Source organism: Trinickia dabaoshanensis, assembly GCF_002879885.1.
Lineage (GTDB): Bacteria > Pseudomonadota > Gammaproteobacteria > Burkholderiales > Burkholderiaceae > Trinickia > Trinickia dabaoshanensis.
Genome location: NZ_PNYA01000023.1, coordinates 49,795 through 74,590, shown reverse-complemented (window position 1 = coordinate 74,590; position 24,796 = coordinate 49,795). Strand labels below are relative to the sequence as shown.

Annotated in this window: 23 protein-coding genes and 2 pseudogenes; 11 read left to right on the top strand and 14 right to left on the bottom strand. The window is 61.5% G+C overall.

What is annotated here, in order from left to right; genetic code table 11:
* The 7 genes from C0Z18_RS22825 to C0Z18_RS22795 form a co-directional block, all read right to left on the bottom strand.
* Nucleotides 1-864: a carbohydrate ABC transporter permease gene (locus C0Z18_RS22825; RefSeq protein WP_199189528.1), complete on the bottom strand. Its 864-nt coding sequence runs from the start codon at nucleotides 862-864 to the stop codon at nucleotides 1-3.
* Between the two features lie 48 nt (nucleotides 865-912).
* Nucleotides 913-1,881 (bottom strand): carbohydrate ABC transporter permease, encoded by a 969-nt coding sequence (locus C0Z18_RS22820; protein WP_102647777.1) that lies wholly within the window; start codon nucleotides 1,879-1,881, stop codon nucleotides 913-915.
* Between the two features lie 76 nt (nucleotides 1,882-1,957).
* Nucleotides 1,958-3,235: an ABC transporter substrate-binding protein gene (locus tag C0Z18_RS22815; protein WP_102647721.1), complete on the bottom strand. Its 1,278-nt coding sequence runs from the start codon at nucleotides 3,233-3,235 to the stop codon at nucleotides 1,958-1,960.
* Between the two features lie 101 nt (nucleotides 3,236-3,336).
* Complete coding sequence (locus tag C0Z18_RS22810) at nucleotides 3,337-4,869, bottom strand: aldehyde dehydrogenase family protein (RefSeq protein WP_102647720.1); 1,533 nt, start codon at nucleotides 4,867-4,869, stop codon at nucleotides 3,337-3,339.
* Nucleotide 4,870: 1 nt separating this feature from the next.
* Entirely contained in the window at nucleotides 4,871-5,653 is a 783-nt protein-coding gene (locus tag C0Z18_RS22805; RefSeq protein ID WP_102647719.1) for an enoyl-CoA hydratase/isomerase family protein, read from the bottom strand.
* On the bottom strand, nucleotides 5,646-7,241 hold the full coding sequence (locus C0Z18_RS22800; protein WP_102647718.1) for an acyl CoA:acetate/3-ketoacid CoA transferase: 1,596 nt from the start codon (nucleotides 7,239-7,241) through the stop codon (nucleotides 5,646-5,648). The genes C0Z18_RS22805 and C0Z18_RS22800 overlap by 8 nt, the downstream gene beginning before the upstream one ends.
* Before the next feature lie 21 nt (nucleotides 7,242-7,262).
* On the bottom strand, nucleotides 7,263-8,282 hold the full coding sequence (locus C0Z18_RS22795; RefSeq protein ID WP_102647717.1) for a Gfo/Idh/MocA family protein: 1,020 nt from the start codon (nucleotides 8,280-8,282) through the stop codon (nucleotides 7,263-7,265).
* A gap of 102 nt (nucleotides 8,283-8,384) precedes the next feature.
* Here C0Z18_RS22795 and C0Z18_RS22790 point away from each other — a divergent pair, with 102 nt between their 5' ends.
* Nucleotides 8,385-9,428 carry a LacI family DNA-binding transcriptional regulator gene (locus tag C0Z18_RS22790; RefSeq protein ID WP_233217441.1) on the top strand — a complete coding sequence of 348 codons (1,044 nt, stop codon included), beginning with the start codon at nucleotides 8,385-8,387 and terminating at the stop codon, nucleotides 9,426-9,428.
* A gap of 179 nt (nucleotides 9,429-9,607) precedes the next feature.
* Here C0Z18_RS22790 and C0Z18_RS22785 read toward each other — a convergent pair whose 3' ends face one another.
* The gene (locus C0Z18_RS22785; protein ID WP_102647716.1) at nucleotides 9,608-9,904 is read right to left on the bottom strand and encodes a hypothetical protein; all 297 of its coding nucleotides are present in this window, start codon (nucleotides 9,902-9,904) and stop codon (nucleotides 9,608-9,610) included.
* Between the two features lie 410 nt (nucleotides 9,905-10,314).
* Here C0Z18_RS22785 and C0Z18_RS22780 point away from each other — a divergent pair, with 410 nt between their 5' ends.
* The 8 genes from C0Z18_RS22780 to acpA all read left to right on the top strand — a co-directional run bounded on the left by C0Z18_RS22780 (nucleotide 10,315) and on the right by acpA (nucleotide 18,420).
* A complete protein-coding gene (locus tag C0Z18_RS22780) occupies nucleotides 10,315-11,094 on the top strand; it encodes an acetoacetate decarboxylase (protein WP_102647715.1) in 780 nt (259 codons plus the stop codon).
* Nucleotides 11,095-11,112: 18 nt separating this feature from the next.
* Nucleotides 11,113-11,895, top strand: coding sequence for a 3-hydroxybutyrate dehydrogenase (locus tag C0Z18_RS22775; RefSeq protein ID WP_102647714.1), 783 nt, complete (start codon nucleotides 11,113-11,115; stop codon nucleotides 11,893-11,895).
* A gap of 10 nt (nucleotides 11,896-11,905) precedes the next feature.
* Nucleotides 11,906-13,168 (top strand): DUF3734 domain-containing protein, encoded by a 1,263-nt coding sequence (locus C0Z18_RS22770; protein WP_102647713.1) that lies wholly within the window; start codon nucleotides 11,906-11,908, stop codon nucleotides 13,166-13,168.
* Nucleotides 13,169-13,201: 33 nt separating this feature from the next.
* Nucleotides 13,202-14,209: a bestrophin family protein gene (locus tag C0Z18_RS22765; RefSeq protein ID WP_102647712.1), complete on the top strand. Its 1,008-nt coding sequence runs from the start codon at nucleotides 13,202-13,204 to the stop codon at nucleotides 14,207-14,209.
* Nucleotides 14,210-14,382: 173 nt separating this feature from the next.
* Nucleotides 14,383-14,862, top strand: coding sequence for a carboxymuconolactone decarboxylase family protein (locus tag C0Z18_RS22760; protein ID WP_102647711.1), 480 nt, complete (start codon nucleotides 14,383-14,385; stop codon nucleotides 14,860-14,862).
* A 59-nt stretch (nucleotides 14,863-14,921) separates the two neighbouring features.
* A complete protein-coding gene (locus C0Z18_RS22755) occupies nucleotides 14,922-15,329 on the top strand; it encodes a cupin domain-containing protein (protein WP_102647710.1) in 408 nt (135 codons plus the stop codon).
* A 180-nt stretch (nucleotides 15,330-15,509) separates the two neighbouring features.
* Nucleotides 15,510-16,442, top strand: coding sequence for a LysR substrate-binding domain-containing protein (locus tag C0Z18_RS22750; protein ID WP_332888221.1), 933 nt, complete (start codon nucleotides 15,510-15,512; stop codon nucleotides 16,440-16,442).
* Between the two features lie 385 nt (nucleotides 16,443-16,827).
* Nucleotides 16,828-18,420: an acid phosphatase gene (gene acpA, locus C0Z18_RS22745; protein ID WP_102647708.1), complete on the top strand. Its 1,593-nt coding sequence runs from the start codon at nucleotides 16,828-16,830 to the stop codon at nucleotides 18,418-18,420.
* Between the two features lie 127 nt (nucleotides 18,421-18,547).
* On the opposite strand, the gene C0Z18_RS22740 is transcribed toward acpA, so the two are convergent.
* Nucleotides 18,548-19,156 (bottom strand): short chain dehydrogenase, encoded by a 609-nt coding sequence (locus C0Z18_RS22740; RefSeq protein WP_102647707.1) that lies wholly within the window; start codon nucleotides 19,154-19,156, stop codon nucleotides 18,548-18,550.
* 105 nt (nucleotides 19,157-19,261) lie between these two features.
* Between C0Z18_RS22740 and C0Z18_RS22735 the strand changes: the two genes are divergently transcribed.
* The gene (locus C0Z18_RS22735; RefSeq protein WP_102647706.1) at nucleotides 19,262-20,155 is read left to right on the top strand and encodes a LysR family transcriptional regulator; all 894 of its coding nucleotides are present in this window, start codon (nucleotides 19,262-19,264) and stop codon (nucleotides 20,153-20,155) included.
* Here the strand turns inward: C0Z18_RS22735 and C0Z18_RS33600 are convergent.
* Nucleotides 20,152-20,346, bottom strand: a pseudogene (locus C0Z18_RS33600) (TOBE-like domain-containing protein); the annotation flags it as partial. The gene C0Z18_RS22735 and the pseudogene C0Z18_RS33600 overlap by 4 nt on opposite strands.
* Before the next feature lie 11 nt (nucleotides 20,347-20,357).
* On the opposite strand from C0Z18_RS33600, the pseudogene C0Z18_RS22730 reads away from it, so the two are divergent.
* Nucleotides 20,358-20,996: pseudogene (locus C0Z18_RS22730) on the top strand (sulfate ABC transporter substrate-binding protein); the annotation flags it as partial.
* Here the strand turns inward: C0Z18_RS22730 and C0Z18_RS22725 are convergent.
* The 4 genes from C0Z18_RS22725 to C0Z18_RS22710 all read right to left on the bottom strand — a co-directional run bounded on the left by C0Z18_RS22725 (nucleotide 20,993) and on the right by C0Z18_RS22710 (nucleotide 24,539).
* Nucleotides 20,993-21,631 carry a glutathione S-transferase family protein gene (locus C0Z18_RS22725; RefSeq protein WP_102647704.1) on the bottom strand — a complete coding sequence of 213 codons (639 nt, stop codon included), beginning with the start codon at nucleotides 21,629-21,631 and terminating at the stop codon, nucleotides 20,993-20,995. The pseudogene C0Z18_RS22730 and the gene C0Z18_RS22725 overlap by 4 nt on opposite strands.
* A gap of 77 nt (nucleotides 21,632-21,708) precedes the next feature.
* Nucleotides 21,709-21,903, bottom strand: a complete 195-nt coding sequence (locus tag C0Z18_RS22720) for a DUF1653 domain-containing protein (RefSeq protein WP_102647703.1) — start codon at nucleotides 21,901-21,903, stop codon at nucleotides 21,709-21,711.
* A gap of 10 nt (nucleotides 21,904-21,913) precedes the next feature.
* Complete coding sequence (locus C0Z18_RS22715) at nucleotides 21,914-22,240, bottom strand: hypothetical protein (protein WP_102647702.1); 327 nt, start codon at nucleotides 22,238-22,240, stop codon at nucleotides 21,914-21,916.
* A gap of 268 nt (nucleotides 22,241-22,508) precedes the next feature.
* The gene (locus C0Z18_RS22710; RefSeq protein WP_102647701.1) at nucleotides 22,509-24,539 is read right to left on the bottom strand and encodes an arabinofuranosidase catalytic domain-containing protein; all 2,031 of its coding nucleotides are present in this window, start codon (nucleotides 24,537-24,539) and stop codon (nucleotides 22,509-22,511) included.
* Nucleotides 24,540-24,796: the final 257 nt, after the last annotated feature.

The following is a 24,796-nucleotide window of genomic DNA, read 5'->3' as shown; positions in this document are numbered from 1 at the left end:
TTACCCCTTTACAGAACCGGCCATCATGCCGCGCACGAAATAGCGGCCACCCACCACGTAGACGAGCAGCGTAGGCAGTGCGGTGATTACCGCCGCGGCCATCTGCACGTTGTATTCGCGCACGCCCGTGGACGTGTTGACGATGTTGTTCAGTGCAACGGTGATCGGCGCCGAGCTACCGGTCGTGAACGATGCACCGAACAGGAAGTCGTTCCAAATATTCGTGAACTGCCAAATGACCGTGACGGTCGCGATCGCGCCGGAGCAAGGCAACAAGATGCGCCAGAAGATCGTGAAGAACCGCGCGCCGTCGATCATGGCGGCTTTGACGAGCTCGTCCGGAAACGCGATGTAGAAATTGCGGAAGTACAGCGTCGTAAAGCACAACCCATAAACGACGTGAACCAGGACGAGCCCCGCGATCGATTGCGCGAGCCCGATCTTGCCGAGAAACGCGGCCATCGGAATCAGTACGATCTGAAACGGGATGAAGCAGCCGAACAAAATAAGTCCGAACAGCACGTTATCGCCCTTGAAGCGCCACTTGGTCAGCACATAGCCGTTCAAGGCGCCGAGGAACGTCGAGATCGCGACGGCCGATACGACCATGCGCGTCGAATTCCAGAAGAATCCCTTGACGCCCGAGCAGTCCAGGCCCACGCACGCTTCGCCCCAGGCCTTGAGCCAAGGTTCGATCGTCCAGTGGCGCGGCAGCGCGAGGATGTTGCCGCTGTACACCTCTTGCAGCGGTTTGACGGAGGTCAGCAGCATCACCGCGAGCGGCACGAGATAAACGGCCGCGAATACGGTCAACAACCCGTAGATGACGAGACGCGTGAGGGTGTTGTGCTTGCCCGCTACCATCTGCGGAGCATCCCAGCTATTGGTCGACATGGTTATCTCCCCCGCGACTCAGTGCGCGCCGCCGGTGCTGCGCGGTTTCAATTCGGAATACAGGTAGGGCACCATCACCGCCGCGACGGTGCAAAGCATCATCACCGCGCTTGCCGCGCCCATGCCCAGTTCGTTGCGTGTGAAGGTGAACGAGTACATGAAGGTCGAAGGCAATTCGGTTGAGTAGCCGGGACCGGCTCCGGTCAATGCCACCACGAGCTCGTAGCTTTTGACGGCTAGGTGCACGAGGATGACGAAGGCCGAGATGAACGCGGGACGCAACTGCGGAATCACGATGCGCCGATAAATGGCCGGCATGCGCGCGCCGTCGATCGAAGCAGCTTTGATCATGTCTTGGTCGATCCCGCGCAGGCCCGCGAGAAACATCGCCATAACGAAGCCCGACGCTTGCCAGACGGCCGCGATGACGACGGTGTAAATGGCCATGCGATCGTCTACGATCCAATCGAACTTGAAACTCGCCCAACCCCAGTCGTGAAAAAGCTTCGTGAGGCCGAGGCCCGGGTTCAAGATCCACTTCCATGCCGTGCCCGTCACGATGAACGAGATCGCCATCGGATACAGGAAGATGGCGCGCAGGACGCCTTCGGCGCGGATACGCTGATCGAGGAAAATCGCCAGCATGAGGCCGATCGCCATGCACAGAACGACATAGAGCGAAGCGTAGACGCCCAGGTTGACGATCGCCACGTGCCAGCGCGGATGCGCCCAAACGCGCACGTACTGCTGCCACCCCGCGAAATGCAGGTTGGCGAAAGCGCGCGATTTCGTGAATGAGAGGACGCTCGTCCACGCGATGAATCCATAGACGAAAATGAGCGTGGCGATAAGGGTCGGCGAGAGCACGAGCTTCGGAAGGATTTTTTCCAGCTCGGTGAGCCAGCGCGTGCGGCGCGGCGCACCGAGGCGCACGCTTTGCGCCGCGTCCCGCGCCGGGACATGCGCGGCCTGTTGTGTCGTATGCATGGCAACCACCTTTGCTGCGGAGGCTAGGAATGCGCGCGGCGATGCGCCGCCGCACGCTCGGCTAAGGTCGTGCGCGCTACTTGGCGTTCGCGACCGCGTCGACGAGCTGCTTCACCGCATCGGCCGACGATTGGTTCGAATTGAAGAAGTGCGTCACGACGTCGTACACGGCGTTCTTCGGGCCGTCAGTCATCGCGTGCCCATGGGCGAAGCTGCCGACCATCGTTCCGCTCTTCACAGCCGCGCGCAGGTCCGCCATCGACTTTTGCCCGCATTCGTCGAAGCCGTCCTGCGGCACGTCCAGGCGAGCCGGAATCGAGCCTTTGATCTGGTTGAACTTCGCTTGCACGTCCTTATCCAGCACGGTCGACGCGAAAGCGTATTCGCCGGCCAGGCTCGCATCGCTCTTCTTGAACGTCGCGAATTGATCCGTATTGAAGATGAAGTCGCCTTGCGTACCCGGGTATTGGAAGCACAGGTAATCGACGTTCGCCTTCTTACCCGCATTCGCGAACTCGCCCTTGGCCCAGTCGCCCATGATCTGCATGGCCGCCTTGCCGTTGATCACCATCGCCGTGGCGAGATTCCAATCGCGTCCCGGGAAACTCGGATCGACCATTGCCCGCAACGCACGCATTTGATCGAAAGCCTTTTCCATCGTCTTCGAACCGAGCGCTTTCGGATCGAGATCGACGAGCGCCTGCGTATAGAACTTCGGTCCGCCCGCCGACATGACCGCGCTGTCGAAAAGCGTTGCCTCTTGCCACGGCTGGCCGCCGTGCGCCAACGGGATGTAGCCGGCCTTGCGAATCACGGCCGCATCGGCGACGAGTTCGTCGAACGTCTTCGGCGGCGTCAGATGAAGCTGATCGAAAATCTTCTTATTGGCCCAGATCCAGTTCGTGCGATGAATATCGACGGGTACGGCCACCCAATGGCCATCGACTTTCGAAAAGCGTTGAATCGGACCGGGCACGAGCTTGTCCCAACCTTCCTTCGCGGCAAGCGGATCGAGATTCGTCAGTAGGTCTTGCGACGCATATTCGGCGATGGTGAACCCGAGCATCTGCATCGCTTCGGGCGGATTACCCGAAGCGACACGCGCCTTGAGCACCGTGCGGGCCGCTTCCCCGCCCCCGCCTGCTATGGGTGCGTCCTTCCAGCCGAAGCCGCGTTGCTTCACGCCGTCTTTCAGGACGGACAGCGCGCGCGCCTCGCCGCCGGACGTCCACCAGTGCATGACCTCCACCGTTTTGCTGTCGGCCGCGGCCGCGGCCGCGGCCGCCGTCGTGCTTGCGCAAACCGCTAGCGCCGCTATCGCCGCTATCGCCGCCGATATGGTTTTTTTCGTCATCGTCTCGCTCCAAATGGATTCTCTCTCTGCCGGAGATGGTTGTTTTCCTACGGGTGAGACCCCGTCCAGGGTCTCGCTATCGCTAAGTACTACTAAGCGTTTTATTTAAGCCAAAACTGACGGCGAGGGCCGATGTGCAACTGCACTGTCTTCGTCTCCGTGTAATCCTCGACCGCTTGCTTCCCGAGTTCGCGCCCCACGCCGCTCGCTTTGAAGCCGCCGAACGGCAGTTCGGGGTAGCCGTCGAGGAACGTATTGACCCAGATGGTGCCGGCGTCCACGCCCCGTGCCACCGTGAGGCAGGTATCGAGATCGCGGCTCCAGACGGCCGCCGACAGTCCGTAAGCCGTATCGTTGGCGATGTCGATTGCGTGCTCGGTGTCACGAAACGCGATGACGCTCAGTACCGGCCCGAAGATCTCTTCTCTCGCGACGCTCATTTCGGGCGTCACGTCGGCCAGCACAGTCGGCTCCAGATAGAAGCCGCTTGCGTCGTCGTAGCGACCGCCGCCGAGACGCACGGTTGCACCTGCCGACACGCCGCGTTCGATGTGATCGAGGATGTCGGCCATCTGCTGTTCGCTGACGATCGCGCCTACTTTCGCGTCGGGATGCAGCGGATCGCCAACCGGTACTTGGCGGGCGCGCTCGATCACGGCTGCGGTGAATCGTTCGGCGATCGATTCGTGCACGATCACGCGGCTGCCGCTGTTGCAGCACTCGCCGGCGTTGAAGTACACGCCGAATACGACCGCGTCGATCATCGCGTCCCAATCGCAATCGGGGAAGACAATCTGCGGATTCTTGCCGCCGAGCTCTAGCGCCACCTTTTTGAGTCCCTTCGAGGCGACGCTCGCGAGCATCGAGCCGACGGCCGTCGAACCGGTGAACGACAGCATATCCACGCGTTCGCTTTGCGCGAGCGGCTGCCCCACTCTCGCGCCCTTCCCGGTGACGACGTTGGCGACGCCTGCCGGCACACCGGCTTGCTCCAGAATCTCCATCAACATGACCGTGGTACCCGAGGTCAGCTCGCTCGGCTTGATGACACAAGCGCAGCCGGCGGCCAGCGCGAACGGCAACTTTTGGCACAGAATCCACAGCGGAAAATTCCACGGCGTGATGATGCCGACGACGCCGATCGGCTGGCGCAGCACGAGGCCGAGCATGTCATCGCCAAGGGTGTCGTACGCATCGCCGCTCAGCGTCCGTGCGAGGCTGGCCGCGTATTGCCAAAGATCGACGCATCCCGCCACTTCCGCCCGAGCTTGCGCGAGGGGCTTGCCGTTCTCGAGCGATTCGATCAGTGCAAGGCGATCGATGCGAGCGGCAATGCCGTCGGCAACCGCCAATAAAACGCGAGCCCGCTCCGCCCCCTTCATCTTCGCCCAGGGTCCATTGCGAAACGCGCGATGCGCCGCTTCGATCGCGGCTTGAGCGTCCTCGGGCGTCGCCGCGCTGTAGCTCGATACCGGCGTGCCATGCGCGGGGCTCGTGCGTTCGACGCGCGCGCCGTCGCTCGCTTCGCGCCATTGCCCGTCGATGAAGAGCCGGCCGTAATACGGCTCGAATCCGTTGAGCGGTGCGCCTTTCAACAGCGGCGCGAGGTTGGGTTTGGAATCCACGGTCTTCATGTCAGTTGCCTCTGAATTGGGCCGGGCGCTTTTCGCGAAAGCTCGTCATGCCTTCGCGCGCATCGGCGGTGGTTGCGGCCAGCGCGCCCGCCATCGCTTCGAGCGTGACGGCGACGCCTTCACCAGCGGCCGCGTTGATCAATTGCTTGGTCAATTGCACCGATACCGGGGCGAGGCGCGCACTGCGTTGCGCCAGTTCGAGCGCGGCGGCGAGCGCGCCGCCAGGCTCGCTCACTTCGTCCACGAGACCGATCTCGCTCGCACGCCGTGCGTCGATGCGCATGGCCGTCAGCGCAAGCAGCTTCGCCTTGCTGGCGCCGACGATCGACACGAGCCGCTGGGTGCCGGACCAGCCGGGACACGTGGCGATGCCCGCTTCGGGGAGCGCGAACGTTGCGGCGGGGTCGGCCACACGAAGGTCGGCGGCCGCGGCGAGCTCGAGCCCCCCGCCGAACGCATGGCCGTTGACGGCGGCGATCACCGGCAGCCGCAACGTCGCCCAACGCGCGAAGACGCGATGCCCGCGCGGCACCCAGGCACGCCACATATCGAGCGCGGCTAGCGCCGACCATTCGTTGATGTCGGCGCCGACGCAAAACGCCTTGCTGCCTGCGCCGGTCAGCACGACGGCGCGGAATTCGCTCGATGCATCGAGTTCGTCCGCGACGGCTTCGAGTCTTTGCAGCATCGCCGGTGTCAGCGCATTGAGTTTGTCGGGGCGCTCGAGCGTGACGATCGCAACGCTACCGTCCGCTTCGAGCTTGATCGAATCGCATTCACGCACGGCGAGGCTCCTTCAATTGCAGGCCATAGGGTGCGTCCTCGAATAGCGCGGCATCCATCGTCTTTAGATCGCTTGCGACGGCAAGCGGAAAGTCGGCTTGTTCGAGTACGTCGCGCCGCACGTCGATGCCGGGTGCGATTTCGATCACTTCAAGACCATCGGGCGCGAGGCGCATGACGCAACGCTCGGTCACGTAGCGCACTTCCTGTCCGCGTTCGAGCGCCATCGCGCCGCTGAACGTGACATGGTCCACGTCGCGCACGAACTTCCTCGAGCGGCCTTCTTGCTCGATCGTGAGGCGCCCCGCACCCGCGCTCAATCGCGCACCGGCCGTGAAAAAACCCGAAAATACGAGGCGTTTCGCATGCGTCGTGATGTCGATGAAACCGCCGCAGCCAGCGGTCAAATACGGTTTGCTCGGCAACCAGGAAACATTGACGTTCCCGGCTCGATCGATCTGCATGAACGAAAGCAACGAAATGTCGAATCCGCCGCCCTGGAAGTAGGTGAACTGCGTCGGCGAGGGTACGATGGCATCCGCGTTGGCCGAGCAACCGAACGCAAAACCGAGCAACGGCATTCCGCCGACGGCACCCTGCTCGATCGCCCAGGTGACGTGACCGTCGAGTCCCTCTTCCAGCAGCACGCGCGGCACGTTGGCCGAGATGCCGAACCCGAGGTTCACGGCATCGCCATGCGCGAGCTCCATCGCCGCTCTGCGCGCAATCACTTTCTCGGCGCTCCACTCGGCGAACGAGAACGTGTCGTCCGCCACCTTGATCTCGCCGCTGATCTCCGGGTCGTAATCGATCTGGGTCGTTTGTTTTTGCGTGGGATCGACGACGATATAGTCGACGAGATTGCAAGGCACATGCACGCATTGAGTAGGCAGCGAGCCGGCTTTGACGACCCGCTTGACCTGCGCGATGACGATCCCGCCGTTGTTGCGCACCGCGAGCGCCTGCTCGCACCCGCCCAATAGCGCTCCCTCGTGTTCGTACGAGAGGTTGCCGCGCTCATCGGCGGTCGTCGCACGGATGATGGCTACGCGGGGAACGATGTTGGGAAAGAAGAGCCATGCTTGGTCTTCGAAATTCAACTTGCGTACGATCGGTTCGGCTTGCGAACGCGCATTCATCGCACCGCCTTGGCGCGCCGGATCGACGAAGGTATCGAGGCCCACCTTCGTCAAGACGCCGGGGCGCTTGGCCGCCGCGTCGCGATGCATGTCGAACAAAACGCCGCTCGGCAAGTTGTAGGCTCGAATCTCATTGCCGGCGATCATGCGCCAAATGTCCGGCATCGGCAGGCTCGACGAGCCGCTCGGAAACGAGCCGGCGACGATCGTATCGATGAGGCCTGGCTTCGCGAGATGGTCGATGCCCTTGATGCCGTACATGTCGCCTGCGGCGATCGGATGCAGCAGCGTCAGCCGCTGCGGGTGCCCCTCTTGCCGGAAACGCTCGCCGATCGCGGCGAGCATCGCATCGGGACATCCCAAGCCGCTCGACGAACTGACCGTGACGACGTCGCCGTCGCCGATGAGGCGCGCCGCCGCTTCCGCCGGCACCACTTTGCTTGAACGCACGTTCTGACTCCTAGTTTCGTTTCAATGCGCGAATTGCCGCGTGACGGCCACACGCTCGCCGCGCTCGGCCGATTGCTCGAGCGCCAGCGCCGTGGCCAACGAGCGGAAACCGTCCTCGCCCGTCGCCGCCGGGGCTTCGCCCGCGGATACCGCGCGATGAAATTGTTCGACGGCGGTCACGTAAAGGTTGCGGTGGTCCACGTCGATCGCCTGCACGCCGCGCTCGGAGCGCAGCTCGATTTCGCCTGCCGCGCGTTGCGTCATGACGTCGCGCGCGATCAGGGAGCCGGCGGTGCCGTGCACCTCCAATCCCGTCGGCGCATAGGGCACGGTGAATGCGTCGTGAATCTGGGCGAGTACGCCGTTGTCGAAGCGGATGATGCCCATCACGCCGTCGGCAAGTCCGGCCTGCGCCATCCCCGAGGATGCGGACATCGCCATGACTTCGACCGGCTCGGCGTCCAACACGAATCGCAGGGTGTCCGCGTCGTGAACGGAGATATCGAGTACGACACCGCCGCCGGCATCCTTCCGATCGATGCGCCAACCGCGCAGATGCGGCGGCAGCGAAACCGCGTGAAACACGCGTGCATAAAGCGGCGTGCCGATCTCCCCGGCGCGAATGAGTTCACGCAAGCGCCGATGCGTGGCCGCGCAACGCAAGTGATGGTTGGTGGCGAGCACGACACCCGCGGCGGCGCAGGCCTCGATCATTTTTTCGGCATCAGGCTGGGACAGCGCGAGCGGCTTTTCGCACAGGATGTGTTTGCCCGCGGCGGCAGCTGCGATGACTTGCGGCAGGTGCTTTTCGTTGGTGCTGCTGATATAGACGGCGTCGATGGACGAATCGGCGAGGACGCTCTCGAGCGCCGTGCTGGTTCGCTCGATCGAATGCTTGTCGGCGAATTCGCGTGCTCGCTGCGCGCTTGCGCTCACCACCGCCTTGACGATGCCGTCGCGCTGGGTGCGAATCGCGTCCACCATCCATTCGTCGGCGATGGTGCTCGCCCCGACGAGCGCCCAACCGATCGTCTTCGTCATGTCGTCCTCCGTTTCATTTATTGGATCGTTCCAATTGCTGCGTTGGATCGTTCCAACGAACTGTAGTAGACTCACCCTACTGTGTCAAACGATTTTTGGAACGTGCCAATTGTGCAAAGCAATGTGAAGTCTGGTCCGACGATTCAGGACATCGCCGCGGCTGCTGGGGTTTCTAAGTCCACGGTGTCGCTCGTGCTGCAGCAAAGCCCGAAGATCCGCGCGGAAACGGCGGAAAAGGTCCGCGAAGCCGCGCGTGCGCTCGGCTACGTCTACAACCGGGGCGCGGCTACCCTTCGCGGCAGGCGCAGCACGACGATCGGCATGGTCATCAACGACCTGACGAACCCCTTCTTCGTCGAGCTGCTCGTCGCAATCGAACGCGTGCTGGCTCAATCGGGTTACACGACGCTCATGGCGCATACGGCGGAAGACCTGGAGATGCAAACCCGCGTATTGCAGTCGATGCGTGAACAAAACGTCGCCGGATTGGTGATGTCGCCCGCGCTCGGCACGCCCGATTCGCTTCCCGCCGAGATTCGCTCGTGGGGCATTCCGCTGGTGCTCGTCATGCGACCGATGGGGACGGACGTCGACACGATCGGCGTCGATAACTTCGTCGGGTTCCAGCTCGCGACTGAGCATTTGATCGAACAGGGCCATACGCGCATCGCATTCGCCGGAAATCGCGCCGGCTATACGGTCGCCACGCAAAGAAGGCAGGGATATTTGAAGGCGATGGCCGATCATGGCTTGAAGGTGGACCCGAGATGGATCATCGACGTGGAGCTGACGCCGGAGGGAGGACGACAAGCGGTGCGCGCCATTTTCGATTTGGCGTCTCCTCCGACCGCCGTGGTCTGTTACAACGATCAGGTCGCATTCGGCGTGCTGCGCGAATTGGACCGCATGGGCAAGCGCGCGGGTAAAGCGCTGGCCGTGGTGGGCTGCGACAACGTCGTTGCTTCCGAGCACACCAACCCGCCGCTCACTACGTTGTCCGCCGGCGCGGATACGCTCGGCACGATCGCCAGCGAAACCTTGCTTTCGCGCCTCGAAGAGTCGGCGCATAACGAGCAGCCCATCATGCAGTATTTCGCCAAGCCAAAACTCGTCGTGCGGGAATCGAGCACAGGGCCAGCTCAGTGACTTGATGGGAAGGGAAACGCCGAATAGCCGATCCGATACACGCGATCACGTCCGCCCGTGCTCGGCACCTCGGTATATAAAGCCAATTGGCGCGGCCCGGAGACGGCTATATTCCCCGGGCCATTGCCTTAGCGGCTGCTAATGGGTCGTCGTTGCGCGTTCGGATGGTGTCCGCGCACTCAGAAGCCCGTCCACGGCGTCCAGGCCGCGTCCGGGTTCGTCGTTTGTTTCCAGCAACTCAACGTATTGCCGCCCCTATCCGTGACGAATAACTGCATGCGTTTATCCGAAAGATAACCGACCGCCATCGTCGACGCCCCGCCGGGGGGCGTTTGAAATGACGACCATCCCGTCCACCCGGAATTCGGATCGGACGTTTCCTTCCAGCGGCTCTCGATGTTTCCATTCGAGTCGATTGCAAAAACTTGAATCCGGCCGTCTTCAAGATCCCCAGCGGTGATGAAAATTCTGCTCATTTGATGATCTCCACGTACCCTGGTCGATGTCTATTGACCGCTTCAAAGGCGGTCCGCATCCTAAGTTGCCTCCCCGAATCAATATAGCAATGTCTAATTGATATTGGCCTGATAGATCTGTCAGCAGTCAGTCCTTGATATTTAAATAGTTTCTGTTATGCCGGCGGAATTGCGCCGATTGGCCGGCGTGCGGCACGCCGTCGACGGAACGAAATTGCGGTAAGGCCTCGGCAAACCGAATCGCGAGTGGCCGAAGAAACCGCCATCTCGATTGTTGTCGCGCCGGCAACATCATGAGCCCTATCGCGAGGCTACTCTCGTCCGAAACCCACGCCTATGATCCGTGCTCAAGACGGCTATGCAAGCTGCCGGCGATCCAGTGAATACGACACCCTAGCCAGGAGCGATTCGTGACAGAAGAAGACATCCGCAAGCATGCGTTTGCCATGCCGGTACTCAATCCCGCGTATCCGCGTCCGCCCTTTCGCTTCATCAATCGCGAGTACTTCATCATTTCGTATGAGACGGACCGGGACGCGCTGGAGGCGGTCGTTCCCGAGCCCCTGACGGTCGACAATGCGATCGTCCATTACGAGTTCATCCGCATGCCCGATTCATCGGGGTTTGGCGACTACACGGAAAGCGGCCAGGTGATTTCGGTCCTCGACGAGGACGGCAAGCGTGCGAACTTCACGCACGCCATGTATTTGGACGACGAAGGCCCCATCGCAGGCGGCCGGGAAATATGGGGGTTTCCGAAGAAGCTCGCTTCGCCGCGATTGTGCGTCGACGGTAAGGACACCGTGCTCGGCACGCTCGATTACGGGACGCAGCGCATTGCCACCGGAACGATGGGCTACAAGTATCGCGCACTCGATACGGCGATCGAAAGCCGCAAGCTTGCCGATACGCCCAACTATCTGCTCAAGGTCATTCCGCACGTCGACGGCTCCCCGCGCATTTGCGAACTGGTGCGCTTCTTCCTGCGCGATGTGGAGGTCATCGGCGCGTGGGAGGGACCCGCGGCGCTCGAGCTGCACCCGCACGCGCTCGCGCCGGTCGCCGAGCTTCCCGTTCGCAAGGTCATCGGCGCACGCCACATCGTGGCGAATCTGACGCTCGATCTCGGCGAAGTGGCTTATGACTATCTCGCGCCCGCAGAGCCCGTGAGGCTCGCGGTCAATCAGTAAGTGCATAAAGGAGGACGTATGACACTGAAAGACAAGGTAGCGCTCATTACGGGCGCGGCAAGCGGTATCGGCGAACACTGTGCCCGCAAGCTTGCGGTAGACGGCGCGACCGTCGTCATTGCGGACTTGAATCTCGTGAACGCGCAAAGGGTCGCCGAGGATATCGTTGCGAGCGGTGGGAAAGCCATCGCCGTGGCGATGGATGTCACCAGCGAGGAAGCGGTCAACGAGGGCGTGGCCGAGACCATAAGCCGCGTGGGCGGCCTGGATGTTCTCGTGTCGAATGCGGGCATCCAGATCGTGAACCGGATCGAAGACTATGCCTTTTCCGACTGGAAAAAGATGCTGGCGATTCACCTCGACGGTGCCTTCCTCACCACGAAGGCCGCTATCCGGCACATGTATGCGTCCAACAAGGGCGGCTCGCTGATCTACATGGGCTCGGTCCATTCGCACGAAGCGTCGCAGCTGAAGTCGGCGTATGTCACCGCGAAACACGGGCTGCTCGGTCTCGCGCGCGTGGTGGCAAAGGAAGGCGGCATCCGAGGCGTGCGCGCGAACGTCGTGTGCCCGGGTTTCGTCAGGACGCCTTTGGTCGATAAGCAAATCCCCGAGCAGGCAGAGGCACTGGGCATCTCGCCGCAGGAAGTGGTGAAGAACGTCATGTTGAAGGACACGGTGGATGGCGGGTTCACATCGCTTGCCGACGTTGCCAACACGGTCGCATTCCTCGCCGGCTTCGAATCGAGCGCGCTGACCGGACAATCGATCGTGGTCAGCCACGGTTGGTACATGCAATAAGGAGACGGACATGCAGCCCAGCCAGCGCAACAAGCTACGCCGTCCGCACGCCGTGACGCTTCCCGCTTATGACGAAATCGGACTCGTGCTCCAGGGCGGCGGGGCCCTGGGCTCATATCAGGCCGGCGTATACGAAGGTCTGGCGGAAGTCGGGGTGGAGCCGACGCGGATATCGGGGGTATCGATCGGCGCGCTGAACACCGCGATCATCGCCGGCAACGCACCCTCGGATCGGGTGGAGGCGCTGCGCGGGTTCTGGGCCACCATCAGCCAAAAAGCCGATTTCTTCTCGCAATTCAGTGCGCGCATTCCGGCGTGGCCGGGGCTCGAGGATGCGAAGCTCCGCTGGTGGAGCGCTTGGGCTGCCACGCGCACGCTCGTGGAGGGTCAGCAGGGGTTCTTCGCTCCACGCGTGGACGTGCCTTTTGCAGGGCTCGTCAAGAAACGGCCCGATCAAGTGAGTTACTACGACACCTCGGCATTGCGCGAAACACTATTGAAATATGCCAACTTCGATCGCATCAACAACGGGAACATTCGCGTCTCCGTCGGGGCGGTCAACGTGCGGACGGGCAATCTCGTCTACTTCGACAACGCGACCATGCGCCTCGCGCCCGCGCACTTCATCGCATCCGGTGCACTGCCGCCGGGGTTCCCGGCGGTCGAGATCGATGGCGAATTCTACTGGGACGGCGGGCTCGTTTCGAACACTCCCCTCACGGAGATCGTCCGAGAGAGCCAGCATAAAGACACGCTCGTTTTTCAGGTCGATCTGTGGAGCTCGCGAGGTAAGTTGCCGGACAACCTGTTGGCCGTCAGCGAACGCACCAAAGACATTCAGTATTCGAGCCGTACGCGGGCGATCACGGCGTTCATGTCGCAAAACCAGAAGCACGCACAGATGATCAAGGCGCTGCTCGAGCATATTCCGGAAAATGTGCGGCGTACTCATCCCATCGTCCAGGAAGCACAGAAAACGGCGGACGGCAGCGCGGTAAACGTCGTCCATCTGATCTACAAGAACAAGGCGTTCGAGGGGCACTACAAGGACTATGAGTTCAGCAAGAGCACAATGGGCGAACATTGGGCGAGTGGTCTCGAGGATATTCGCCGCTCCTTCGGCCACCCGGAGTGGTTCGACATTCCCAGCCGCGACGTCGGCTTCGTCACGCGCGACGTGCACCGCTATCGGCCTGAAGTCAACGAAGCGATCCCGCCCGTCAAGCGGGTTTCGCCGGAGTCCGAATCGGTGACCGAGAAAGAGTTGTCCTGAACGAACCAGCCGTTGTTGCCTGCCCCACTCGCCATGCACCTGGGAAAATCATATAAGTTTTCTGAGTTTTTGATCTGGACCAGGAGACAGATCTACGTCCTACTCATTTGGGGGTGCGTGCCGGTCGTGCTTTATCGGTTCCTTGGGTTCACCTGGTTATCCGTTCCCATGACGGTCGTTGCACTGCTGGGCACCGCGACATCGTTTATCGTCGGCTTCAAGAACGTCCAGACTTACAACCGCGCAATGGAAGCGCAAGCCGTTTGGACGGCGATTTTGAGTGGAAGCCGGCTGTGGGGCATGATCGCAAGAGATTTCCCGGAAGACCGTGCACGCTCGAAAGAACTCGTGAACCGGCACATCGCCTGGCTGACGGCGTTGCGCTACGAACTCAGGCAACCGCGTATCTGGGAAAGCATGAACCGCTCGTTCAATATGGAATACCAGCGCTTCTACCGCATCCCCGAACGTGAAACGGCGATTGAAGACCTGCTGCCCGCGTACTTGCCCGAAGCCGAACTGAAGCAGGTCCTGTCAAGCGCGAACAGGGCCACGAGGATCATCAGTTTGCAAGGCGCCGCGATCCGTTTGCTCCTTACGTCCGCGCAGATCAGCGGCAACTTCTATATGGAAATGGAGCGTGCGCTGCGCGATTTGATCGAGCTGCAAGCCAAAGCCGAGCAACTGAAGAATTTTCCTTACCCCCGTCAATACGCGACGGTGAACACGCTTTTTGTTCGCTTCTTTTGCCTGTTCTTTCCGTTCGGCTTGCTTCAGGAGTTCGACAAGCTCAACGATAGCGTCACGGGGGTCATGCACGGCAACATGATCTGGCTCGTCGTCCCGTTCAGTGTCGTCGTGTCGTGGATGTACACCTCCCTCGAACAGGTGGGGAGCAGCACTGAAAACCCCTTCGAGGGCGGCGCCAATGATGTGCCGATCTCGATGCTGTGTCTGCGCGCCGAGCGCGATTTGAAGGAGATCCTAGGCGAAGTCGACGCGCTCCCGGTGTTCGAGCCCGAGGCGAGCGTCATCCTCTAGGCGTACGCCTGCGCTGCGCACATCGCCGATTGGTGCGGCGAAGGCAACACGATGAGTCCGTTCGCCGCTCTACTCCCGGACTTCACTCGCTCGTACTATGACTCGACGCGGCGCATTGCCGCCAACATCACCCGCGGTACGCGGACGTTCGCCCACTGTTTCCAGGAGAAATCATGACTCAGCGTATCAACTACATGCAGCAATCGCCGGAACTGTTCAAGAAGTTCCTGGATTTCAACAATCAGTTGCACGAGAGCGCAATCGAAGCGTCTATTCGTGATCTCGTCACGCTCCGCGCATCGCAGATCAATGGCTGCGGCTTTTGCGTGGACATGCATGTCAAGGAAGCGCATATCCACGGCGAGCGCGAACTGCGGTTGCACCATGTCGCGATCTGGCGCGACTCTCCCCTGTTCTCGCCACGCGAACGCGCCGCGCTCGCATGGGCTGAAGTGCTGACGAAGCTTCCCGAGCACGGCGTGCCCGACGACCTCTACGAGCACGTACGAGCGCAGCTCTCCGAGAAGGAACTATCGGATCTGACCTTCCTAGTGATGGCTATCAACGGATGGAACCGCGCGAGCATCGCGTTCAAAGCCGTACCGGGATCGGCCGACAAGGCTTACGGCCTCGACAAGGCGAACCTCGCCTGAACGTTCAGCATCGGCGGCCCGCGCGTACGGGCCTCCGGTCATTTTGGGAGCACATCACCATGGTTCGCTTCAAGCGCATCGCACTGGCCCTCGCCGTCGTCGCCGGTCCGTTCATCGGCGTGGCGTGGGCCGCCGAGCCCGAAGCTGTCGTCACGCCGCTCATGACGAAAGCGCTCGATCAGTATCCGGGCAAGGAGGCCGTGATGATCGCGGTCGAGTACCCGCCCGGTGCCGTCGATCCGGTCCACCGGCACAATGCGTCCGCATTCGTCTATGTCCTCGAAGGATCTATCGTGATGCAGGTCAAGGGCGGCAAAGAAGTCACCTTGACGCCTGGTCAAACCTTCTATGAAGGCCCGAACGACATTCATACGGTGGGACGCAACGCAAGCCGGACGCAGCCGGCAAAATTTCTCGTCCTGCTACTGAAGGACAAGAACGCGCCCGTGCTGGTGCCGGTGAAGTGATATCGACCGGCGATAGACAGGCCTGACGCGCGGATCCCGAGCGCCCAAGGGGCCGTTGCCCTGATGCACGGCAGCGGCCCTTCGACCCGATCGGCCTATGGACTATGCCAACCCTTGGGCACCCGCGCCCTTGCCGGAAGCCCAAACGATTCTTACATTGAGCCGACATCGATTTGTCATTTGCTTTTTGTAATATTCGGGCATTACATCCCCGGCCCCACCATGCTCGCGCTGCTTGCTGCCGCTTTCTACGAAACTGCTCGCCAGGGTAGCGTCACGGCCGCGGCGAAGCGCTTGGACGTGAGCCAGCCGACGATTACCTCGCGCATCCAGCAGCTAGAGCGCCACTATGGCGTCGAGCTTTTCCATCGTCGCGGCAATCGCCTCGATCTCAGTGAGACCGGCGCGTCGTTGATGCCGCTGATCGGTCAGATGCTGCAAATCGAGAACGATATCGATTTGACGCTGCGTAACGAACAAGAGCTGCGAACGGGTACCCTACGTGTCGGCACGACGGGGCCGTTTTATATCCTTCCCGCCATTGCGGCATTCCGGCGTCAATATCCGGCCGTCCGAATCAGCATCCAGATCGGCAACTCGCAGCAGGTGCTCGAGGCCCTCGTCGATTTTCGTATCGACATTGCCGTGTCGTCGCAACAGAACGACGATCAGCGCTTCATTCGGCACACGATCGCCAACGATCGGCTCGTCGCCGTCGTTCATCGTGCTCACCCGCTTGCACTACGCGATGCCGTCTCGCTCGAGGAAGTCGGCGAACACACGTTGCTCGTGCGCGAGCCCGGATCGCGCACGCGTATGCTCATGGAGCAGGTATTGGAGCAAGCGGGCGTCGATATACCGCCGAGCGTGATCGAGCTCGGGAGCCGAGAGGCGGTTCGCGAGGCCGTTCGCTGCGAAATGGGTTGCACGCTGATGCCGCGAGGCGAGGTTGGCGAGAATCCCGATCTGCGTGCAATCGCCATCGCCGACGACATGCCATCGATGCGCGAATACCTGTATTACCTCGATGCCCGCGCCGGCACCCGGCTCATCTCCGCCTTCATCGCCAACGTCGCGTGCGTTGGCGAGAGCGCGTCGACACCCGCACGATAGCTGCGCCCCCCGTCCCCGAGTAACCGCGCGGCCTCTCGCGAAGCCGCGCGACATCCGCATTTCCCTTCACAAAAACTCCCCGATACAGGTATCAGCTTTTTTAGAATCAATCCATAAACGGCTATACCACGAACGCAATATTTTTATTAATGGAAATTTTCCGATGGTGGTATTAGTTTTTTTGGGTGAATCGCTCAATCAGGCTCCCGGCCCGACGATTTATTTTGATTCGCGATTATTTTTTATGAAACTGTCACGATCGACGCTTAGCCTTTGTCGCCGCGACAGACTCATCCGTTTAGCGGACTGTCTCGTCGATTTGGGGTGGCTCGAGTAACGGAACTCTGCCCTGCTCGCTTACTATTTTTAAAACAAGGTACAACCCATGGAAGGAAACCATTTGCGACCGATTACCGTTGCGCTGCGCAGCCTGTTTGCCGCATCGGTTCTGCTCGTATCGCTGGCGGGCTGCAATGGCTCTAGCAATGACACCCCGGTTGCCAATGCGACAGCCGCCGCGAGCATCGACAAGGTGCAGAACGTAGTCGTTATCTATCTGGAAAACCGCTCTTTCGACAACCTGTTCGGCAACTTCCCCGGGGCGAACGGCATCGCCAACGTCACGGCGGCGAACGCTCAGGTGAACTTCGACGGCAAAACGGTGTTGAGTAAGCTACCCGCCGTTTGGGGAAGCGAAACCGATCCTTCGCTGGGCCTCGTCAGCACGCTGCCCAATGCACCTTTCCGTCTGGATGCGGCGCCGGTCAACAGCACCATGACGGTGGTCGGGCCCGACCTCGTGCATCGCTTCTATCAACACCAAATGCAGATCAATGGCGGCGCCAACAATATGTTCGCCGCCTACTCGAATCGCGGTGGCTACGTGATGGGCTACTACGATGGTTCGAGCCTGAACCTCTATAAGCTCGCCCAACAGTACACGTTGGCCGACAACTTCTTCCAAGGCGCGTTTGGCGGTTCGTTCCTGAACCACCAATACCTCGTCTGTGCCTGCGCTCCGACCTACCCCAACGCACCGGCAAGCGAGATCGCCACCGTGGACGCCAGCGGCAAAGCGCTGCAGATCGATCCGACCTCGCCGGCGAGCGCCAACCAAGGGCAAGTCAAATTCGTTCATGATGGAGACGTGACGCCCGACGGCTACGCGGTCAACACCATCCTCCCGCCGTATCAACCGAGCGCGGCGCCCTCGGCGGCGGGCCAAGACGTTCGCCTCGCCAACCCGGCCGGCGATGCCTATGAAGGCTCCGCGGTGTTGCCTCCGATCGATTCCAGCAAATTCACGACGATCGGCGATACGCTCACGGCCGCTGGCGTCAACTGGAAATGGTATGCGGGCCAATGGAACAACGCGCTGGTGGAAGGTCTCACCGTGCGCGACAGCAAGAACTACAAGCTGATCTGGACGGAAACGCCGGGCCAACCCGACTTCGAGCCGCATCATCAGCCGTTCAACTATTACAGCCGGTTCGACCCGACCACCACGCAGGGGCAAGCCGAGCGCGCGAACCACTTGCAGGATGCGACCAACCTGCTCAGCGATGCGGCGAACGGCACCTTGCCGCCGGTTGCGTTCTACAAGCCGGCGGGCAATCTGAACGCGCACCCGGGCTACTCGGATCTCGAAAGCGCCGATGCCGACCTGGCCAATGTGCTCGGCGCGTTGCAGAAGAGTCCGCAATGGGCGCATATGGCGATCGTCGTCACGACCGATGAGTTCGGCGGCTTCTTCGACCATGTGGCACCGCCCGCGGGCGACCGCTGGGGACCGGGCTCGCGCATTCCGGCCGTCGTGATTTCGCCGTACGCGAAGAAGGGTTACGTCGATCACACGTACTACGACACGGCATCGATCCTCAAATTCATTACCAAACGCTTCAACTTGAAGCCCTTGGCCGGCTTCCGTCCGGCCACTGGCGATCTGACCAACGCGTTCGACTTTACGCAAGCGCCTTGAGCTCGGATACCGCGATCCGCGTGGTATCGCGTTGAGCGGATACCATGCCGACCGCGGGCGGCCCCGGCGGCTACCGATCCCGGCAGGAATCGGCAGCGCGCGGGGCCGCCGCATGCGGCTTCGGTCTTCAGTAACCGACGCGATACACGCGGCCGCTTTGAATGCCCTCCACGCTGCGTCGATAGGCCATCGCGGCACGCGCGGCCGGTACGCTTTCGAATCCGGCAAAGAACGAACCGAAAACATCGAGCGATTCGGTCAGTACCGTCGGGCTCACCACGTTGATCCGAATGCCCCGTTCCAACTCGAAGGCAGCCGCGCGCACGAAGCCTTCGATCCCGGCATTCACCGCGGTCGCGTTCGCGCCCTGCGCGATCGGCTCGTCCGCCAGAATGCCCGTGGTCAGCGTGATCGATCCACCGTCGTTCAGGTAATGCTGCCCAACCAGCGCCAGCCGAATCTGACCTAGCAGCTTGTCTTGCAGGCCCACGTTGAAATCGGCGGCCGTCATCTTCGAGACCGGACCGAAGAACAGACTGCCCGTCGCCGAAACGATCGCATCCACGCGGCCAATCTTCTCGAACAGCGCGCTCACGCTATCCGTGTCGGTGATGTCCACTTGATAGTCGCCTCGTGTACGGCCCACGCGGACGATTTCGTGCGTATCGCCGCGTCCGAGTTCATCCGCGACGGCGCGGCCCACAGTCCCGCTAGCACCGATTACGACGATCTTCATAAGGGCTCCTGATCGAGTTCAGTTGAGAAGCCCTTATTCTTCTACGAACCGTCATGCAGATATATATGGTCTAATTTCATGCACTGCTAACCCCAGGTTCGCAATATGGACAAACTGCGTGGCATGGAGACCTTCGTTGCAGTCGTCGAGGGAGGAAACTTCACCGAGGCGGCGCAGCGGCTCGAGATCTCGGCGGTGATGGTCGGCAAGTACGTGCGCGAGCTCGAAGACCGTCTCGGCGCGCGCCTACTCGAGCGCACCACTCGGCGGCAGAGGCTGACCGAGGCGGGCCGCGTCTTTTTCGAAGACGCAAAGCGTGCGCTCGAGCAGGTGCGCATGGCCGAGACGTCGATCGAACGCTTGCGTTCTTCCCCGTCGGGTACGTTGCGGGTGAGCGCGCCCACCACCTTCGGCGCATACGTCGTGGCGCCGCTCGCGGCGACGTTTCAACAGATGCACCCGCTCGTGCGCGTCGAATTGGAATTGAGCAACCGAATCGTCGACCTCGTCGAGGAGGGTTTCGATTTGGCGGTCCGTATCGGCCAATTGGGCGACGCCGACCTGATCGCCAAACCGTTGACGCTGTACCGGATGGTCATTTGCGCTTCGCCGGACTACATCGCCCGGCACGGACGCCCCGAAACGCCCGAGGATCTGGCCTCGCATCGCTGCCTCTCGCACACGGCGTGGCACGGCCGGAACGGTTGGAAGGTCAAGGGATGGGAAGGGCCGTCGCATTGGCCCGAACCCGATTTCACCTGCAATGACGGCAACGGCCTGCGCATGGCTGCCATCGCGGGTGCGGGTCTGCTTTTGCAGCCGGAGGTTTTAGTCGCGGAGGATCTCGCCCGAGGCAGGTTGGTCGAGGTGCTGCAACCGCATCTGCCCGAATCGCATCCCGTTCATCTCGTGTATCGACAAGACACGCGCCCCCTGCCGAAGCTCACGCACTTCATCGCCCATTTGATCGAGCACGCGGGTGCGCCGGCGTCTCCTTAGACGATCGGAAAGACCCGTGCGGCGCGCGGCACGGCCACCGCGCGGTCGCCGGCTTGGAGCGCCAGCGCGCGCCACGCGTCCCGCTCGACTTGCGCTTCGAGTGCTTGGCCGGCGCTTGTCGCCAACTCGACACGCACGTCGGCACCGAGCGGAACGACGCGTCGCACGTCGACCACGATGCCCCCTCGCCGCTCGTCGATCGCTCGTGCGCAAGGGCAACCCGAAACGTATTCGCGACTGGGACGACCTCACGCGCGCCGGCATCAACGTCATCACGCCGAACCCGAAAACCTCGGGCGGAGCGCGGTGGGACTATCTGGCCGCATGGGGCTACGCCGCCCATCAGGCAGGCGGTAACGACGCGAAGGCGAAGGCCTTTCTCGAAGCCCTGTTCAAGAACGTCTCGATCCTCAATTCGGGCTCGCGCGGCGCGACGCTCACGTTCGTGCAGCGCGGCCAGGGCGACGTCCTGATCGCTTGGGAAAACGAAGCGTTCTTATCCCTCAAGGAATCGGGCGGCGATCAATTCGAAATCGTCGTACCGTCGTCGAGCATTTTGTGCGAACCGCCGGTCGCATGGGTCGACAAGATCGTCGAGCAGCACGGTACGCAAAAGCTGGCTCAAGCGTATCTCGAGTCGCTCTACAGCGACGAGGGGCAGCGAATCGCCGCGCAGCACTTTTATCGGCCTCGTTCGAAGAACGTGCCCGCCGAACTCACTCGCAATTTCCCGAACTTGAAGCTCTATACGATCGATACCGAGTTCGGTGGATGGCGCGCGGCGCAAAAGCGGCACTTTGCCGACGGCGGTGTGTTCGACAGCATCTACACGCGCGGCTAGTTTTGCCACTCGGTCAATCCTTCCCGAACATTGAGTTCGCGAAACGTGGGCATATCGCGTAGCCTTTGAATATAGGTCGCAAGGTTCGCCCACGAAATGGCGGGACGAGGCATGTTTCGCGTCCAACGCATCAGCATGATGGCGAGAAAATCGACTGTACTCAAGCGATCGCCGACCAAATATGCACGCCCGTCGGCGAGTCGTTCGTCGAGGCGCTCCATCGCCCCTTCGATTTGTCGGCGCGAGAACGCCTTGACCGAGGCCGCATCGGCCGGGTCGCCATCTTCGGCCGCATAAAACCAATTTCTCATCGCAGGCAAGACGGAATTGGCTAGATAAATCATCATTTCAAACCATTCCGCACGTTCGGGCGAATCGGCCCGCGGCGCAAAACCGCCATCCGGATGTCGTTCCGCAAGCAACATCAACAACGCAGCAGACTCCGTGCGGGGCACGCCGTCGATCACGAGCGTCGGCACGCGCCCCGACGGATTGAGCTTCAAGTACTCCGCGGTGTGTTGAGCGCCCGTATCGATATCGATTAGCCTGGTTTCGAATTCGAGGCCCAACTCGAGCAACATCCAGTGCACCGCCATACTAGCGGCACCGGGGGAGTAATAAAGGATGTATGACATGGCTTCGTCTCGTTCAGGGTTGCGAGTGGAAAGTCATTGGCGTGGACCGCGCGGCTCCCTCGTGGGGTAACAACGGGTCAACGGATTTCTTCAAAGCGCCGAATGAGCGCTCCGTCGACTTCTATCGATTCGAAAAACGAACTCTTGGGGCGACACCAGACTTTTCCCTCGGCGGACCGATAGACGATCACCGGGGTGTGATCCGATTCCATCGTGGCTTCGCACACGATCTCGTAGATGCCACCCTTATAGTGTCGATAGCGGACTGTCATTGTTCAATGTTCATTCGTCGAACGATACGTGCTCGCCGTCCCGCGATTGCTTGCCGAGCTTGCCTTCGCTTTCCATGGCGTCCTGCCACGCGATCATGGCGTTCGCCACCGCCTCTTGCTCACCGCTGAACGCGAGCACGGTTTCTCCGCACGACGGACAGATCCCACCGAACGCGGCATGGATTCCGCTCATCTTTCTCGTATCCAGCGACTGAAAATCCGTGAATCCGGTTTTGCACGAACCACAGGTCAGCTTCTCGGGACGCAGCGCGTCCACCTTGGCCTGTGCTTGTGCGACGCGTTGCTCTTTCGTGCCCCGCTGCTTTGCTTGTCCCATTCCGACTCATCCATATGTAGCTGCGGCGCCGAGCACACCGTCCCGGCCCCTGAAAATCATCGATCACCGCCGTACCGCTTCTCTCGAGTCCGGCACGGGCGAAACATGGTACCCGACCGGGCAATGAGCGTCGATAAACGCAGCGAAAGTGCGCCACGCATAAAGCGAACGCCGCCATGGCAAACCATGGCGGCGTATTCCCGAGGACGTGGATGCGAGCGCGCCCTGCATCTTCCCAAGCGCAGGGCAAGGGTGAACGCGCACAAACCTACATATTCGACGCCGTCACCATCGACAGGCTCGGGCAGTAATGCGTCGCACTGAGGTAGGGCGTTTGCTGGGAACGGTCGCCTGTGGCGTTCGACGTGGGCGGGTCGATGAAGACCGATGCATTGTTCGAGCCCGCGGGTGCCGTGAACGTCATCGTCACCTTCCACCAATTGCCGACTCTAACCGCCGCGAGCGCGGTAGGTTGTCCCGCTCCCCACGTACCGCGCACGATTGCGCCGGTATTGGTGTTGAGCGCCCACGCGAATTCGGTGCCGCTCGGGTCGTCGGTCTGAATCGATCCGCCGGGGAAAGCCGTGGCATTAGTCGTGGCCAGGACGTAGTCGTTGAACGTATAGGCCTGTCCTCCCTGAACGCGGATGATTTCGTGAATGTTCGCGACCGGCGATCCGTTCGTGGCCGTGACCAACGCGGCGCGCTGACTCGTTCCGTAGATATCCGTAGCCGGTTGAGCGGTGCCGCCGTTGCTTTGGTTCCACGCCTCCGGTTCCGTCAGACTCAAGGGCGCATTGATCAAATTACCCGCGTAGCAAGCCGCGCCGTTCGGATCTTTCGAGGGCCCATAAAATCCCGCGATGCTCGATTGAATCGCATTGTCCGTGGCACTCAGCGTGGCCTTCGAGATCATCGCGCCTTCGAAGAACTGAACGGGCGCCGGGCTGCCGTCGCCGCCCTCGCCGAGCGAAAGGCCGCCTTGCCATTGCCCGTTGAACGCGTGTCCGGCGCTATTGCCGAAGATATAGGCCTCGGGCGGCACGCCGTCGTACAGGGCGGTCAGCACGCTTTGCGAAGCGGCCCCGCCTTTGACGGCGAATACATTCGAGCCGGTCACCGGCGAATATTTCGACAGCACCGTCACGAACTGTTCATTCGACGGTTGCTGCGGGCCATACAGATAAACGCCGGCTTCGGCATCCACACCCGGCCAGTTCACGTCGAGCCCGTTGCAGACCGGGTCTTTCACCGTCGGCGCCTGGTTCGAATCCCCCTCGCAATAGCCGAACACGGCCGCGGCACCGTCGGAGAACGCCAACGCGAACATCTCGCCTTCGATCTCGCCGTGCACATAGGTGCTCGGGTTCGCGCTGCTTTCCATGTTGCCGTACGTCCCGCAGCACGGCGAGGACTGATCGTACTGCGCGCCCGCCACCATGTATGCCGCGATGTCGGTATCGCCGATCGATTGGTTGACCGTGCCGAACCGATTGCGGTACGCCTGACCCGCCAACGTCGACAGTCCCGGAATCTGACGGCCGGCGGCAGAGGTGAACGTCAGCTTCGCCGATGAACCGGCCAAAGCAGGCAGGTCATTGCCCACGGTGAGTGCAAGCGTTGGCGACTGAGCGGTCAGCGCGACGGGCGGCTGCTGCAACTGCACTTTCAGTTGCCCTTGCGTTCCCGGCAGCGTGATCGTCGCAAAACCATTGAGCACGAGGACGGTGACCGGATGTTGCGAGCCGGGTCCGCTGCTCGGCAGCGTCAACGATTGCGTGCCGTCTTGGTTGAGCGTCAACGTCGCCGGCACGTTGCCGAACGCGCCACCCTTGAGCGAGGCGACGAGATCGACTTGGTCGTAGATATAGGACACCGCGCACGACGTCTTATTGCAGAACGATTGGACGCTCTTCACGTTGGTCGTGCCGATCAGGGCGCGCTTCACACCGGCCGGCAAGGTGAACGAGGTGTACGGATAAATGTCCTGCGCGGCGCCATCCGAGGCGCGCACGAGCCGGAACAGCGGCCCCGTGTAATGCTTCGTCAAAAGGCGCGTCACGCTGTGCGCCGCCGAGCACGCCGTACCGGCATCGGAGGCCGCATCGCACGGCAACGGCTGCGACGCCCCGACCTCGGCCAACGTGCTCGCGCTCGAGAGCGCCGTGCTCGATGGCGCGACGGCCGCGTTCGCTACACTCGCCGGTACGCCGCCGCCCGGAGAATCGCCGTTACACGCTGTCAAACCGACAGCGGCCGACAGCAACAATGAGACCAGTCCAGCTGCTTTAAGCGTCATGACCCCTCCAATAAGCAAGTATCGGATTACAGGCAAATCATTCAGGACAACTAAGCAATAGACAGGTAGCCGTTACCGAGAAAGGCACGACCATCTAGGAATGATCGATACGAACATCGATGCGCATTGAAAAGCCGGCCCCGAACTCAGGCCCGCGCGCCCCGTGGCGCGGCTTGCCGCGTCGCGGCGGCGGCGGAGTGCGAGTGTCAGCGAATATAATATTATTTATTATTAGTAACACTGGGCCCTAGTACATT

What these genes read in the sequence shown, in the direction of transcription:
- C0Z18_RS22825 (WP_199189528.1), bottom strand. Translation starts at nt 864, where the DNA reads ATGGTAGCGGGCAAGCACAACACCCTCACGCGTCTCGTCATCTACGGG.
- C0Z18_RS22820 (WP_102647777.1), bottom strand. Translation starts at nt 1,881, where the DNA reads ATGCATACGACACAACAGGCCGCGCATGTCCCGGCGCGGGACGCGGCG.
- C0Z18_RS22815 (WP_102647721.1), bottom strand. Translation starts at nt 3,235, where the DNA reads ATGACGAAAAAAACCATATCGGCGGCGATAGCGGCGATAGCGGCGCTA.
- C0Z18_RS22810 (WP_102647720.1), bottom strand. Translation starts at nt 4,869, where the DNA reads ATGAAGACCGTGGATTCCAAACCCAACCTCGCGCCGCTGTTGAAAGGC.
- C0Z18_RS22795 (WP_102647717.1), bottom strand. Translation starts at nt 8,282, where the DNA reads ATGACGAAGACGATCGGTTGGGCGCTCGTCGGGGCGAGCACCATCGCC.
- C0Z18_RS22785 (WP_102647716.1), bottom strand. Translation starts at nt 9,904, where the DNA reads ATGAGCAGAATTTTCATCACCGCTGGGGATCTTGAAGACGGCCGGATT.
- C0Z18_RS22775 (WP_102647714.1), top strand. Translation starts at nt 11,113, where the DNA reads ATGACACTGAAAGACAAGGTAGCGCTCATTACGGGCGCGGCAAGCGGT.
- C0Z18_RS22770 (WP_102647713.1), top strand. Translation starts at nt 11,906, where the DNA reads ATGCAGCCCAGCCAGCGCAACAAGCTACGCCGTCCGCACGCCGTGACG.
- C0Z18_RS22765 (WP_102647712.1), top strand. Translation starts at nt 13,202, where the DNA reads ATGCACCTGGGAAAATCATATAAGTTTTCTGAGTTTTTGATCTGGACC.
- C0Z18_RS22760 (WP_102647711.1), top strand. Translation starts at nt 14,383, where the DNA reads ATGACTCAGCGTATCAACTACATGCAGCAATCGCCGGAACTGTTCAAG.
- C0Z18_RS22755 (WP_102647710.1), top strand. Translation starts at nt 14,922, where the DNA reads ATGGTTCGCTTCAAGCGCATCGCACTGGCCCTCGCCGTCGTCGCCGGT.
- acpA (WP_102647708.1), top strand. Translation starts at nt 16,828, where the DNA reads ATGGAAGGAAACCATTTGCGACCGATTACCGTTGCGCTGCGCAGCCTG.
- C0Z18_RS22740 (WP_102647707.1), bottom strand. Translation starts at nt 19,156, where the DNA reads ATGAAGATCGTCGTAATCGGTGCTAGCGGGACTGTGGGCCGCGCCGTC.
- C0Z18_RS22735 (WP_102647706.1), top strand. Translation starts at nt 19,262, where the DNA reads ATGGACAAACTGCGTGGCATGGAGACCTTCGTTGCAGTCGTCGAGGGA.
- C0Z18_RS22725 (WP_102647704.1), bottom strand. Translation starts at nt 21,631, where the DNA reads ATGTCATACATCCTTTATTACTCCCCCGGTGCCGCTAGTATGGCGGTG.
- C0Z18_RS22720 (WP_102647703.1), bottom strand. Translation starts at nt 21,903, where the DNA reads ATGACAGTCCGCTATCGACACTATAAGGGTGGCATCTACGAGATCGTG.
- C0Z18_RS22715 (WP_102647702.1), bottom strand. Translation starts at nt 22,240, where the DNA reads ATGGGACAAGCAAAGCAGCGGGGCACGAAAGAGCAACGCGTCGCACAA.
- C0Z18_RS22710 (WP_102647701.1), bottom strand. Translation starts at nt 24,539, where the DNA reads ATGACGCTTAAAGCAGCTGGACTGGTCTCATTGTTGCTGTCGGCCGCT.